Genomic DNA, 14,242 nt, shown 5'->3' with positions numbered 1-14,242 from the left:
CGCTTCATGATTTACTTTAAATGAAGAACCGAGGAAGTGGGTCGGAAAGGAACAATGCTGCTCTACCTACTGAGCTATTCCCCGTTAGGGGAAGTTGGACTCGAACCAACGACCAGCCGATTAAAAGTCGAAGTAACCCTTCCATGCGCCTCGGTTGTTCTTCAGTCAGCCGACGCTTGAATCGCGTTCGGCCTTCTGAAGCTATTGTCTCTGATTTCAGAAGCCGCGAACATGGCAAAAGTATTACGACTGGCATAAACTTTTCCATTTTGGCCCAATTGACTGGTACAATATAAGAAGTTTCTTTCTTGAACGGAGGATTATTGTGGCTAAGGAAAGCTTTGATAAAGAGATCCAATTCCTGCGCATGCTGGTGCTGACCAGCGGGGCATTTAATAGACAGCAATTTGCGGAACGGCTGGGCATTTCCGTACATACCTTTGATAAAACGATACGGCGGCTCAAGGAAGTGGCGGGCTCGTTGCATCCTTCTTCTCAGGAGCAGAGCCAGGAAATTTCCGAGACGCTGCGGTACAGCTATTATGACTCCACGGACCCGCTGCTGCTGTTCCTGTTCCGGGCCAAGTCGGTCAAGGAAACCGAAAGCCAGCGGATATCGCTGCTGCTTGGGGCCATGAATGAGCAGGCTCGGACCGCGATGGAGCTCCTGGATGTTTGCTGTGACAGTCTGCCTGCAGATCTTGCGCTGCCGGACGAGAAGACTATACGGTCAGATCTCAAGTATCTGGAACAGGTTGGCGTAATTCGGAGGGAGCCGGGACCTCGTCCCTATCGGTACCGCATTCAAGACGATCTCGTCCGCTGCTTAACCGATGAGGAGCTTATCGATTTGTATGATTTTGTGGATGTGATGGCGAACACCCAGGTGCCTTCCGTCCAAGGTTACCTGCTGCGGGATGGGCTTAAGAAGCATCTTCTCCGTAGTGAGATGGAGCCGCACGCAGCCGAGCCTTTTCTATATAAGTACCATTATTATTCGCGGATTCTGGACGAGGCGCATCTGTTCACCCTGCTCAGCGCCATCCGTCACCGCCGCAAAGTCCAGTTCCTCTACTTCTCCCCGAAGTCGGAGAAAAGCTATGCCTCCAAGAATACGAACCCGTTATTCGAACGGGAGACGAAGGGCAAGCAGGAGAAGACACTCCCGCTCAAGATCGTCTACGATCATCAATACGGGCGGTGGTATCTGCTCTCCTATGGCAGAGAGGGCATACGGAAATACCGCATGGAAGGGATCACACAGATCATGGAGGAGGATGAACCAGTAGCCGAAGATGTATTTGAGGCAAGGCAGGAGGAGCTTGCAGAAAGAACGCGCTACAGCTGGCTAATCGATACCGGGCGGCCCGTGAAGGTGCGTGCGCGGTTCTATAACCCAGGAGGGTCGGAGCCGAATTTTGTAAGAGAGCGGGTCCATCTGCAGGGACAATGGGGACAGATCGTGGAGGAAGAAGAGGCTTCCTTCATCTATGAGATCACGGTCAACGGAACTACGGAGATCCGCCCGTGGCTGCGCAGCTTCGGATCAAGCTGTGAGGTTCTGGAGCCCCTTCAGCTGCGAAGGGAAATGATTGCCGAGTGGAAGGAGATTCAGACCTATTATGAACCTGTTTGAGAAAATATTTAACCACCAGATCCTCTCCCGGCTGGAGGACTCCGGCACCTTCATGGTCACCTCGCACGAACGTGCTTGGTTGAAGACGATGCTGGAGCATCCCGCGGCGGCGGAAGCTTTTACGGAAGAGACTCTAAGTAAGCTGCGCGGCATCCTTGAGCCGGATGAGGTCATGGATATCTCTCACCATCTGGTGGAGAAAGCCAAGAGCAGGGAGAAGCAGGTGTACCATCCGCTCCTGCGGACCTTGCGCCGTCATATTACGGATAAATCCGCAATCCGTCTAACTTACGAAATCAAGGGTGGGCGTGTGAACACCGACCATACGGGGCTTCCGTACAAGCTGGAATATTCCATGGTCAAAAGAGAGTGGTATCTGCTCTGGTACCGCCTCCGGCATCAGGCCATGATGTGCACGAGGCTGAAGAACATCCGCACCGTCACAGCCGAGCCGATCAAAGCGTCCACAGCAGATTCCATCTTGGAGAAGGTGAACCAGCTCCATGACTCCCGGAAAAGAGAAGTTGTCGTTGAAGTGGTCCGGGAGTACAACCGGGAGCTGTCCCGTATCCTGTATGCCTTCTCCAGCTTCGAGAAGGCGGTACAGTATGACCCGGAAGGCGATACCTACCGTGTAACGATATGCCTGCCCGAGGGGGAAAGCGAGTATCTGCTTTCCAAGATTCGTTTTCTCGGGAAGAGGGTCCGTGTAGCCCAGGGGGATTACTTAAAACGGCGGATGCTGGAGGCTTCGACGAAGGCGTTGGAGCGGTATGGGGTTGGTTCGGGGGCGGAGGAGTTGTCGTCTTAGCCTAAAGTTCTCTTTTCATAAAGTGATTAATGGAAAGTCCATTTTTCTCAAGTTCTGGTTCGTTAGGCTCGTACCAATCTCTATGGGATGAATCGTGACTTTCCCTGATACAATTACCGAATGAACAAGTGCAATGCCCTTTCGCTGCTGGTTTTGATCTATAAGTAATTCTTACTGCTTCCTGAGCATTCGGAAACAAATCCGGCATATAAATATCACCCGCATCAATCCAATGGAAGCAATACTTCTTTGGGCATTGCATTCTCTTCACCCTTTCTACCTACCAATTTGACCACATGATTCTGTTTCAATTAACCAAAGTAGTTTGTTTTACTAAGACACCTTGAGATGATCATCATTAAATGCCTAACCAACCCTCAACCGATACAACCTTTCCGTAACCTCATCCAACCGCTCTTTGATCAAAATAGCCTCCGAATATTTCCCGGGAATCCCGTCATATCCGAAGTAGATCCCCGCAAGCCCTCCGGCAATCGCCCCGATTGTATCAGAGTCTCCGCCTAGGTTGGCTGCCTTTTGCACAACTTCACTAAAATTCTCCGAATGCAAAAGAATGTGAAGAACCCATCTGAAGGTATGTACAACATAACCGCTGGGCTCACAATCTGGCAGCTCCTGGATGATGTGTTCATAAGAGGTTCCCTTAATTTCGCTGAGGATAGCACTTCGCATGTCTTCACCCTGAAGCAGCCGGTTCGCTATCCGGTTATAGATCAGACATGCTTCACTGCTGCTCTCTTCGTAATGGGTCATCTTGGACTGCATTCGGGTTACCCGTTCCATGTCAGCTAGGTCTGTATAGGCTGCTAATGCAACAGGAAGGCATCTCATCAAAGCTCCGTTCCCTCCGCTCTGGCCCATCTCAAAGTCCGTCAGGAAAGCAGCTTCAAACCAATCACCTCGATAATTTTCAAAAACCCGACGAATGATGTTCCCAATATCCTTAGGCCTCGATTCGTACCACTCCAGAAAACGGCGCCCGATCGGCTCCATAGGCTCCGCCGGGTCTTCCAGTATGCCTTCGGCCACACATAGTGTCATCATCGTATCATCCGTAACCTCACCGGGTTCCAGCCTCCATACTCCCCCACCAACAATATCCCGGAGATACCCATGCTTAGCCTTAATCTCCTCGGGGGTCATAAATTCTGTCGTCCCTCCCAAAGCATCCCCAACGGCCACCCCGTACAATCCGCCCTTGATTCTATCGTACAGACGATCTTCCATCACTTTCATCCCTCTCCTCTCACTTAGAGTTAGTTACCCACAGTTGTGGCCCTTTACGATTGTTTTATCTTGATAGCGGCAAACGTGTCACATTCCAGTATATAGGCTTCTCCCATACCAGGCCTTGTCTCCTTTGCAAAGAAGGTAGCGAGCATGTGCTTATTTTCAGATACCAAAAAACTCCCTTGCCGTCTCCGTTGTCGCACTGGCCATCTCTTCCGCAGGCCTTCCGAGACACCGGGCTACAGTCTGCAGAATATGCGGCAGAAACGATGGTTCGTTCCGCCCATCTGACGGCTTGTCTTTCAAATCTCGTGGGGTCAGGAATGGGGCATCCGTCTCAATCATAAGCCGGTCCAGCGGAATCATCCGGACAAGCTCCCTGAGATGCTTGCCTCTTCGTTCATCGCAGATCCACCCCGTAATCCCTATGTAGAAGCCCATTTCAAGATAGGCTTCAAGCTCGCTCTGACTCCCGGTAAAACAGTGGACCACCGCCTTAGGGACAGCGTATTCCTTAAGAATCGCCGTGAAATCCGGGAAGGCATCCCGTTCATGCAAAAACAGGGGCATATCCAGCTTAGCTGCCAACCGAATTTGCTCGGTAAACCATGTTCGCTGGACGTCTCTCGGTGAGAAGTCCCGGTTATAATCCAGCCCGCATTCTCCTATGGCCACCACCTGCGGAAGTCCCGCTAGTTCTTTCAGCTTCACAATCGTCTCCCTGTTGAAGTTCTTGGCATCATGAGGATGTATCCCGGCTGTAGTATACAGCTTGCCTGGATAACGCCCGGCATAACGGGCGGCATCTATGCTGTTCCTCAGGCTTGTCCCTGTAATAATAAGAGGGGTCACGTGATTCGCCAATGCTTTTTCGACGACCTTCTCCCGATCCTGGTTAAATGACCGGTGCATTAAATTCACACCAATATCTATAATTTGATTATTCATGACTGGATAGCTCCTTCTTCTACTTCTGCGTCCCATACCGAGCAGCTCTCCGGCGGAACCCGGTCTGCAAGCCATACCTCATTACCCGCATAATAAAAAGTGACTCCTGACTGCTTCGCACTGCCTGTATCCACCTTCAGAATCACAAGCTCGCCCCGGCGGCTACCTGCGAGTGTGGCAAAATGGGTTCCCTCTGACAAATGAACATACTGCCTGCCCATGGGACGCAGCCCTTCTTCTATAATTGACGTCAGAGCCATCTTATTCGTGCCATGATATAACACGTTCGGTGGCTCACCTGGGGAATAGCTGATTTTATCATGACTGTGCCCGTACCTGGCTCTTATCCGGCCATTTTCGATTGCAAAACGCTGCTTATCCGAATTGCGGACTACCTGCTCTATATCTTCCTCAGTCACCCGTGACCACTTGGGCTGTTTCCGAATAGCCTTTAATATGGTATCCACAGGACACGAACCATCCTCAGAGTCCAACACCACACCAAAAGCCTCAGGCGCATGACGGAGCACTTTGGTCATGAATTTGCTTAAGCTTTTTTCCATCGCTTGATTTAACATTTTCTCACTTCACTTCCTATTGCTTCTTGCATTAAAATTCTTATGTAATTGGAATTATACCTGTTCCGGTTGGGTCCTGGTGGGATTTTTTGGTTAGACTCAAATGTTCCTATCCCTAACATGTAAAAGAGGCCTGAATCCTTAGCGGACCCAGGCAATTATCAAATTTTATAAGCATGATTGCTCGATAACCCGATTTAACTGTCTAGTTAGATAAGGTGAAACTTCACCTACCCCGGAAACGGCCTCGAACAGGGGAAAAGTATGCCCACCCCAAGGGCCTTGGGGGTCAGAGACTTGTCTGCCGATTCGCAGGCCTCCTGCTTCGTTGTAACGATTCAACCGTTCCAATCCTTGGACAAGCAGACCGGGCGGCAGCGCCTTATTCCTGCGCCGGGACCATTCTGCCAAGAAGGACATGCCGCGCAATATGTCATATTCAAAAAACCTCGGAAAACACGGCTTCAGCCACTCCGTACCAATGACATTCCCATTTTGTTTGGAACATACCAATTGATGTTCGATTAAATAACGGGCGCCTTCATCTAAGAAATGGGCCTCCTGTTCCGTAAATTCACGGTCGGTGAACCATAGGATAGCTTCAAGCGGAGGCAGAGTTGAAACGATAGAGCTCTTATTGGAATGCAGATAGGCATCTGGATCGCAGTTCAATCCGCCATCAGGCAGCTGGTGCTTTAAGAGCCATTCGCGAATCCAGGGCAGCTCCTTGTCCAAATCACAGCCGTAGGCCATCAGAATCATATAAAATACGGCAAGCTCACAGTGGCAGCAATCCATTTTGAGTTTGTCCGACTCACTTGTTGGATAGTCCTCCGCGGATATGATGAAGGTCGGCCATACCTGCTTTTCGAGCAAAAGTTTAGCCTTGGCAATTGCAGACTTGGGAATTTGCTTCACCTCTCCCATTTCATACAGAGCAGCCATATGCCACCAGGGCCCATCCCATTTTCTGCGGCTCATCTCCCCTCTCCCCTCATCCAAATCCGTAGTTGTCTCAAGAAATCGGATGGAATCTTCGATTGCCAGTCGGATCGTTTGATTTGTTGTTTTCATACAAGGGGTCTCCCTTTGGTTTATCGCGGATTAAAATCTGCCGTAATTATATCATTTTCCAGGAAAATTTTACCGAAGCAGCGTGAAGCAGGTGATAAAGACTCTTCCGCGTCGTGACCGTAAGCGAGTAGCTTTTATGCGTTTGATGTACAATGTGGAACGAGAACTCCTTCAGATGCTTTTCAAAAAACTCAATATACTGGACCTTCTCAATATGTATCATGTTGATGAACAAGGTATGCTCGTAGCCCTCCGTGTCCCGCGTGTCCTGCACCTTCAGCGGTGCAGAGAAGAACTCGTTCATCGCATTTAGCGGAAACAAGGGGGTATTGTACCGGGATACGTTCAAATACTCGAAGTTCTCCTGTTCATTCTGTTTATAAGAAATTTCATTATCCGCATCTTTAAAATATACGTTAAACGTCAGCTCATCCGTGTACCACCCGTATGCTATGCCCTTGCGAACCGAGCGGAGCAGCATGCCGGAATTCGGATTTTTCTTGATCAAAAAGGAAAACTGCGGGTTGGTGGATCTAACTTGCACAATCGCCATCTCAATCTACTCCTAACTACAAATTGGAAACATCGGGTGAGGTAACCTTGGGTTAACCCCAGCAGGTTGTTTCGTGTGGAAGACCCCCGAGGAAAAAGGGCGGATAGGTACAGAACTGCTCTACCCCTGAGCTATTCCGCTTCTTCAAGCGGAAGCTGGATTCGAACCAGCGACCTGTCGCTTATCAGGCGAAGTAACCCATCCATGCGCCTCGAGGATTTTGGCCGAATCAAATTTACGTTGGCCTTCTGGTCATATTTTCGTTTGTTTTGATGGAATCGAACAGGGTGGAAGTATTACGAGAGTGGGGAATTAGACTATGGGGAGGTATGGAAAATGGAATGATAGCGCTCATCTGTAGAGTCTGACACTTTCGGAGATAGTTGGATCAACAACTGATCCACATGACGGATGAGAGTATTGAGATGTGCCGACCCAATCGTCTCCACCTGAGACGGATGCCAATTAGCTAACAATCTCATGGCTTCAATTAAATTTACCGCTGCAAGGCTATATCCAGGCTGCTCATCTTTAGTAAGTTCCAATATGTATCTAACGAAAATTCACGTGGTGGAAAAATGCTCCCGTGCCTCTTCATGTATACAGCCTTGAGGATCGCATCTAAAGACCAGTTACACAGGATGAAGCAGGGTTTGGGCATATTGAGATCAAGAAATATTGCGGTAATGTTCATATAGGTCTGAACCAGATATAGCTGCTGTTCTAGCTGCTTCTTTATTAGCGGATTTTCTAAATTTTTTACTGATACTTCTTCATAAATGTGACGGTGTTCGTTTCCCATAAGAGTATTCTCCTAAATTTCGCAAGTATACGCATATGCGTACCGGTTCAAAATTTATTATATGGTACGTTTTTACGTATAGTCAAACTTATGGGGTGAACGTTCCTATGGCCAAGAAAGTTGTTGTCAAAATTCCAGAGCTACTACGACGTCGCAACATCTCACTTCGTGAGTTGTCCCGTCTTTCCGACGTGCGTCACGCTGCCCTAAGTGAACTTTCCAATGGCAAACGGGAGAACATCAACTTCTCTCATATCGAAAAAATCGCCGATGCGCTGGGCATCGACGATATTAGGGAGATAATTGATTTGGTTGAGTTGGAGAATAAAGGTATCTCCCTCTACAGTTAGACTCCACTAAGTCTCGTCTCTAAATACCTCCGTAACTCCTGATCCCTACAGTAGACGTAACACCCCTTCATACCGCGAGAAATGAGTATTTTATATATATTTTTTACAAGCTTAGTAAGTCTCTCTTGGTTCAATTTTAATCCTCGTTTTCCCATTGTATCCTTATACTGATCATAATCAGCGTATAACTCCATCGTCTCAGGGTTAAATTTCAAGTCATTACCGATAATCACGCCAACATAATCGAACTCTAACCCTTGAGAAGTATGAACACAGCCGATTTGGTCGATACCACTTGGATGAATGGCCCAAGTACTAGAGATGGATCGTCCATTCCAAGGCATTTGAAATCCGTGCTCTTCAATAATTACATCAGAGATTTCACCATTTCTATTGCCGTCTTTTTCTGCCGTCCAATTCCAAGCAAATCCAGCAAGCAAGCGAGCTTTAAAGCCATTACTTTCCTTGGCCTTAATAATCTCATAGAGCTCATTAGGTGTTTCAACCATAGCAAACTCAAAAGCCTTATGATCCCATCCATCAAAATTAGCTGTAGGACGGATTTGTAATGCATCATCTACCCAGTTCAGAAAGCCCTCTGCACCAGAACAACGAAATTGAGCTGTGAGGGTATATTGATAAATTTCTGAATGATACTCTTCAGCAATCCGTTTGATCTCCTGTATAGATCCAATATCGTCGGGCCGAATACGTTGAAAATCATCAATAAAAAATACATTTACTTTGGACGTTCTAATAATATCTTCGATTTGATTGTCTCCACGATATTGGTAAGCCCCTTTTCCTTTCAAACGATGTGCTTCATCGACGATTAAAACATCATAGAAATTAGCTGGCGTGTCATAGAACTGCCCTGAGCCTGAGAATAGCATTTTCGTTCTTACCTTATCCCGAGGCTGTTTTTTTGCCAGGGTCTCAACCATTACGGTTCGAAACGATGCGTTTGGGGCGATAAACTTTGCATTAAGTTTATGCTTGAGCAACCCACCAAGCGCATTCATGGAGATTACAGATTTGCCCGTACCCGGGCCTCCCTGAATAATAATAGTCTTTTTAACTTCTGTATCTTTTGCGAGACTAATAATTGTCTCATAAGCTACCTTCTGCTCGTCTATTAATACAAAGTCCGAGTTCCCTTTAAACAACCCATCAACATGATCGATTAGCTTCTTTGAAGGTCTGATTTTGCCATTCTCAATTAGATATAACAGATTAACACCATTTCCTTGACCCACATGCTTAAATAAGAATTCCTGCAATTTCAAACTATCATCCGCTAAGAATAAAGGAGCTTCCCGAATGATATTATGATATTGATCGTTTTTAAGAGGATCAGGGATAACCGGACGATAATTGTGAAGGTAGGCGCAAGAATGTGCTTTTAGATCGTGCTCTTCCACAGCTTCATTCATATCATTTATTAGCTGTCGATAAGACCATGCCTGATAAGATGGATGTGGGATCTCTCTCGTATTTCCTCCTACAAAGGCTCTCACTACATCTTCCCGGTCCGTAGCTTGTGCAGAGTCCCATTGTTTTAATTCTACAATCACAAAATTGTTATTCTTCTTCTCATCTTGTCCGGCAATAATAAAATCAATTCTCCTACTTGTGGAAGGAATATTATATTCGATCATTATGCCACAATTATCAGGAACCTTAGAGTTTCGAATGATCCGTTCCATAAACTGCATGGAATTATTCCAAGCTCTTTTTTCACCCGGACTTGGTTTCTTTCTCATATTTTTAATAAAGGCACTCTCGATTTCCAATGTAATTTGGTTACTATCTACTAACTCCCGAAATTTTAATGCATTACTGCTATAAATAATCATGGTGCTGTTCACCCTCTGTAGTCCGTATTTGTAGTTTATTTGATTAGACTATAGGAAATTATCCTGCTCTTAATCAAAAGTGAAAATTCTACTAGCTCTACCCTTTTTATATCGGATCAACAAAGTAATAGATGATATTTGAATAATTAGGGAGAACGGCGACAACTGTATTGTTATTAATGAAAGCAATGGGGCAGCGGCAAAAAGGGTATTTAAAAGCCATTTATAGGTGCTATGATAAGAAAAGCTTCTCTCCTTTGTTAATATCATTATGGAAAATATAGCTACACTGCTGAAGAATATAGATATTATAAGAAAGATGGCATTTGTCTTCTCGTACCAGGAGGGCTGGATTAAATATACAAGTCCCCCTACTAAGATGAAAAGCATCATAGACCAAACTAAAAGGATAGGTTTAAAAGGAGCATATAGTTTCGCTATATATCTCTCTATTTCTGTATCAGCGCCTATATTAAGAACCCTACACCGCTCTTTATTTAACTTTTCTAATTCAACCTCGATAAAAGACGATAAGGATACCAAATACAATGAATCCCCATGTTTAATGTAATCTAAGGCAATCTTCCGAGCATCATCACTCATATACATACTGTAATCGCCAAACTTCTCAATAAACTTCATCTTTAACTGCTCATGATTAGCTTGATGGATGATGGCATAAATAGTTGCCTGGAGTTGACTGTACACTTTAATTTTCTCATTCAGTTCAGCAACTTTTGTCTTCGTGCTCTGCTCAATCATTTGCTTAAATTCTTTATAAAGCCAAATGGTAGAAGTACCTAGTAATGTGATTACTAGAGTAAGAATTGGATTAGCCCCTATAAGAGCAGCTAGCTCTTTCCACATGTCATTTTCTCCGTTCTAAACAATGCATTTATTAGCTGTGGCAACCATCTGCGGAGGCAGTTCCTCCCGCAATCTCCACACAAAGCTCATTGGCTTGTTCCCTTCATGACGCACATAGTCCGCTTCACCTAAGAACACAAACGGAGACGTGTAACCGTTCTGCTCCTTGTATTCTCTAACAAACAAGGCAATTCGGTTGCCTGTATTACGGTGATGAATATAACGCTGGGCTGTCTTCGTATCCTCAGAAACACGACTTTGCGTCTGCCAGTGGAATAAACGTTCATTAATGGCGTAGTCCTCATATAGAGTTGAAGGAATGGCGAGTCCTCATATAGAGTTGAAGGGGAAAAGTCCTTATTTGACTTGTTAAGGGTAATAAAGAAAATGTCGGTCTTCTCAGCTTCAAAGTATTTCACGCCTTCACGAAAAGCGGGTGCCTGTACTTCATTCCAATAACCAAATGCAGCTAAAACTTGATCCATACTGTAGGTACAGTGGATATCCAGTGGACAAGTGAATGAAAATGCATTATTTTTATCCACAAAGTCAAGATGAGCCTCGTTGTATTTAAAATATCCACAATCTCATCTCTGAACTCTGGATAGGACAGAATAGCTTGAATACCCTCCTCTATATTGCTAAACCCTAGCTTGGAAGGCTGCATTCGGTAAAAAGTATAATAGAACATACTCAGCATGCGCCGCTCTTCATCGTTTTGCGGTTGAATGTCATGAGATGTGCCACGAAAAAGCCAATAATCTTTGTTTTTAATTATCATTAACCAGCTTCAGTAACAGGGAAGTTTTCTTTTTCTGAGATCTCCTTAGATTATCAAGGGCCGCCTCCCATATTTAACAATTGCACTATATAGTTTCCATTCAATATGAGTACCCCAAAAGTCGGTTGGTATAATTTGCTAGGATCTCCGGATTATATTATTATATGACAATAGTCCTTTTTTAGCAGCTATGGAATCATAGACAAGTAACCCTAATCTGAAGGCTCGATTCGATTCGTAAAGGGATGTAGTTCTGACATGCTCTTACTGGAACTTTCAAGTCTATCTTTTGCACCAGTTACCCGAGCTGGCTAATACAACAACCATGTTCAAATATAAGAGAGAAATGACATTTTTTTAGAGGAAAATTTGAAATTGAATTTTTTTAGATGGTTCTTAGAAAGACATAGTGAGGTCCCTGCTTAAAAGAAATAACCTTACGTTTTGTTGACTTATTGTAGTATTTCAATTATTGAGGCGTTATATATATCTTCCTTATGTTCAACAAGGGTGTTTATTAAGAATTATAAATTTTACATGAATTGACTGTTTCATCCACTTTATTTGGATTTTTACATCATGTGCAAACCCTATTCACTTAATATATATTGTTTTTTAAACGGTATTGTAGGTGTTGTGAACACACCGTGACCTAACAACCGCCTCACATCCATTTTTTTCGGCTGTCAGGCTGTTTTTTAATTGATGTTGGATTAGAACAACCCACCTACCCAAACACCTTAACCGCATTCTCCTTAATCTGCGTAACCATCTCAACAAGCCTTCTTTGGTTTGTGCTATCGAACAGAGCTTCACAAAACTCTGAAGTATATCAAAAGGCAGCTTGATGAGTTCAGATACATTGTCGATATAGCTGTTCTGCACGATATAATCAATAACCACAAATACGATTTGTGCCTGGCTAAGGGACTTTGTCGTTGATAAATTCAGAGAAGGCAACCATTGCAACTTCATATTCTAGCTTGGCAATCCGTTGACCTTCACGCTACGTCATCCCTTACCCTATACCTATCCATGATAAATATTCAGGTAGGGGATCACCTTGAAACTCTCAATCCAAAACACAATCGATCAATACGACAAACTCCTCTCTTTGACAGAAACAGAACTAGCAGACTTTTTCCGATACACTATGATGACCCCATTCGAAAAGATGTGGAATACCATCAACGTTCCTCTCAAAGCCAAACAACCTGATGGCTATGATGTCATCATAGCCACAAAAATGCTAGGATTTTTAGACGTGAATACTACTGATGCAGGATTACAAGCTCTGCGAAAACTAAAAGAAATCCAAGCCTTAAGAACCGCACAGGAAACTTTGCGAGAATGTGTGGACTACATGAGCAACAATGAACTTCGAATTAATGCAGAAGAATTAAAATTTGGTCTGTATATCGCTGACCCACACAAACTGGAATTACAGAAAGGCTATTGCGGGTTTGGGGGAATTCCGGGATTTATTCAGGTCACCATTTATCCTAATGATTATAATATCCCGAAAATCCCCGCCGTTATTGCTCACGAATTCCATCATAATATCCGTTTCTCTCATTTCAATTGGGATCATGGCAACGTTACGGTGGGTGACTATTTGATCATTGAGGGATTAGCCGAATCGTTCGCAAAGGAGCTATATGGAGAAGACTTGTTGGGTCCGTGGGTTACCTCCCTCGATAATGAAGATTTAGAATACTCCACGGAAGTCCTTAAGAATGCATTAGATGTTAAAGGATTTGCAGAAGTCAGCAGCTATTTGTTCGGCGACACCATTGCCAAAGAGCAAGGCTACCAGCCTGTTGGTTTATCCCCGTTCGCAGGTTATGCGGTTGGATACAGAGCAGTGCAGTCTTTTATGCAAATTAATAACGTCGGAATCAATGAAGCCACATTACTAGGTACAGAAGAGATCATCCGCAATTGTAGACTGTTTTAAATAACATCCCTCAACAAAAACAATGCCTAAAAATTCAACAAAAAGGCGGTATAACCATATGAATGGTCATTCCGCCTTTTTGACGTTCTATACCAACAAGTGCGCTACTATTGGTCTAGAGAACAAATTTTAGAAATGGTTGAAAAAGCTAGAAATCAACGGTTAAAATATGGCTTGCAAGATGATGATCCAACTACCAAAATACTAGGGCAAATAAATTCTATCTATAAATATTTGTTCCAAAAAATAAAACTAAACTGAGGAGAAGACAATGAATGAAGTAAAGGATTTTTATGATAATAAAATATCTAAAATTGACTTTTTCAGTAACTGTGGGGATGCTATTAATGCAACAATTAATGTTAATGTTTCGCAAGTGCGAAACTGGATTGATGTTGAAAAAAAGGTTAATTCTACTTGGGATAATGTCAGACTTCAAATAAGAAATCAATTAACCTCGACTTTACATGAGAACTGGCGAGAAGAATACAGACAGTGGAATAAAGTTACTATGGAGGCTAAATTATTACTTAAGGACGGAGTCCTTAAAAATATTTCTACGTTTATTGAAAGAAATAAGTTAAACAATTGTATATATGAAAGCGTTGAATGGGATTTGCTTACTGCAATGATGGAATATGCCTATAGCGCGTATGTAAAACCAGGTTTTCATACAGAATTGTTGGAAATATATAATTCAGGACATATACCTTGTGGTTGGAAAGGTAAATGGCCCCAAGGAAGCCTATTGGTATTCTAACAGCCTATACGTTGACTT

12 protein-coding genes, 1 tRNA gene and 2 pseudogenes are annotated in these 14,242 nt (G+C 44.2%); 5 read left to right on the top strand and 10 right to left on the bottom strand.

Annotation, left to right across the window (positions count from 1 at the left end; translation table 11 throughout):
* Positions 1–325: 325 nt before the first annotated feature.
* Entirely contained in the window at positions 326–1,636 is a 1,311-nt protein-coding gene (locus BN6628_RS04145; protein WP_068614690.1) for a helix-turn-helix transcriptional regulator, read from the top strand.
* Positions 1,623–2,447, top strand: coding sequence for a WYL domain-containing protein (locus BN6628_RS04140; RefSeq protein ID WP_068614688.1), 825 nt, complete (start codon positions 1,623–1,625; stop codon positions 2,445–2,447). Before BN6628_RS04145 ends, BN6628_RS04140 begins: the two co-directional genes overlap by 14 nt.
* Before the next feature lie 366 nt (positions 2,448–2,813).
* Here the strand turns inward: BN6628_RS04140 and BN6628_RS04135 are convergent, their stop codons facing one another.
* The 7 genes and pseudogenes from BN6628_RS04135 to BN6628_RS04110 form a co-directional block, all read right to left on the bottom strand.
* Positions 2,814–3,695, bottom strand: a complete 882-nt coding sequence (locus BN6628_RS04135; RefSeq protein WP_068614686.1) for an ADP-ribosylglycohydrolase family protein — start codon at positions 3,693–3,695, stop codon at positions 2,814–2,816.
* A gap of 165 nt (positions 3,696–3,860) precedes the next feature.
* Complete coding sequence (locus BN6628_RS04130) at positions 3,861–4,646, bottom strand: TatD family hydrolase (RefSeq protein ID WP_068614684.1); 786 nt, start codon at positions 4,644–4,646, stop codon at positions 3,861–3,863.
* Complete coding sequence (locus tag BN6628_RS04125; RefSeq protein ID WP_068614682.1) at positions 4,643–5,224, bottom strand: RNA 2'-phosphotransferase; 582 nt, start codon at positions 5,222–5,224, stop codon at positions 4,643–4,645. Before BN6628_RS04125 ends, BN6628_RS04130 begins: the two co-directional genes overlap by 4 nt.
* Positions 5,225–5,392: 168 nt before the next feature.
* Positions 5,393–6,298 (bottom strand): prenyltransferase/squalene oxidase repeat-containing protein, encoded by a 906-nt coding sequence (locus BN6628_RS04120; RefSeq protein ID WP_068614680.1) that lies wholly within the window; start codon positions 6,296–6,298, stop codon positions 5,393–5,395.
* A 70-nt stretch (positions 6,299–6,368) separates the two neighbouring features.
* A pseudogene (locus tag BN6628_RS04115) lies at positions 6,369–6,851 on the bottom strand (SAM-dependent methyltransferase); the annotation flags it as partial.
* A gap of 145 nt (positions 6,852–6,996) precedes the next feature.
* Positions 6,997–7,063, bottom strand: a tRNA-Ser gene (locus BN6628_RS26025).
* A gap of 284 nt (positions 7,064–7,347) precedes the next feature.
* Positions 7,348–7,653: a hypothetical protein gene (locus BN6628_RS04110; RefSeq protein WP_068614677.1), complete on the bottom strand. Its 306-nt coding sequence runs from the start codon at positions 7,651–7,653 to the stop codon at positions 7,348–7,350.
* A gap of 107 nt (positions 7,654–7,760) precedes the next feature.
* On the opposite strand from BN6628_RS04110, the gene BN6628_RS04105 reads away from it, so the two are divergent.
* Positions 7,761–8,003: a helix-turn-helix domain-containing protein gene (locus BN6628_RS04105; RefSeq protein WP_068614676.1), complete on the top strand. Its 243-nt coding sequence runs from the start codon at positions 7,761–7,763 to the stop codon at positions 8,001–8,003.
* Here BN6628_RS04105 and BN6628_RS04100 read toward each other — a convergent pair.
* The 3 genes and pseudogenes from BN6628_RS04100 to BN6628_RS26770 all read right to left on the bottom strand — a co-directional run.
* A complete protein-coding gene (locus tag BN6628_RS04100) occupies positions 8,000–9,859 on the bottom strand; it encodes a DUF2075 domain-containing protein (protein WP_068614674.1) in 1,860 nt (619 codons plus the stop codon). The two genes, BN6628_RS04105 and BN6628_RS04100, sit on opposite strands and share 4 nt — an antisense overlap.
* A gap of 69 nt (positions 9,860–9,928) precedes the next feature.
* The gene (locus BN6628_RS04095; RefSeq protein ID WP_068614671.1) at positions 9,929–10,726 is read right to left on the bottom strand and encodes a hypothetical protein; all 798 of its coding nucleotides are present in this window, start codon (positions 10,724–10,726) and stop codon (positions 9,929–9,931) included.
* 15 nt (positions 10,727–10,741) lie between these two features.
* A pseudogene (locus BN6628_RS26770) lies at positions 10,742–11,444 on the bottom strand (DUF3427 domain-containing protein); the annotation flags it as partial.
* 1,126 nt (positions 11,445–12,570) lie between these two features.
* On the opposite strand from BN6628_RS26770, the gene BN6628_RS04085 reads away from it, so the two are divergent.
* Complete coding sequence (locus tag BN6628_RS04085; RefSeq protein ID WP_068614667.1) at positions 12,571–13,464, top strand: DUF2268 domain-containing putative Zn-dependent protease; 894 nt, start codon at positions 12,571–12,573, stop codon at positions 13,462–13,464.
* 271 nt (positions 13,465–13,735) lie between these two features.
* Positions 13,736–14,224, top strand: a complete 489-nt coding sequence (locus tag BN6628_RS04080; protein ID WP_068614665.1) for a hypothetical protein — start codon at positions 13,736–13,738, stop codon at positions 14,222–14,224.
* Positions 14,225–14,242: the final 18 nt, after the last annotated feature.

The organism is Paenibacillus tuaregi, assembly GCF_900086655.1.
Classification (GTDB): Bacteria; Bacillota; Bacilli; order Paenibacillales; family Paenibacillaceae; genus Fontibacillus; species Fontibacillus tuaregi.
Note: the sequence above shows the minus strand (reverse complement) of the source record. Positions and strands in the feature narration are given on the sequence as shown.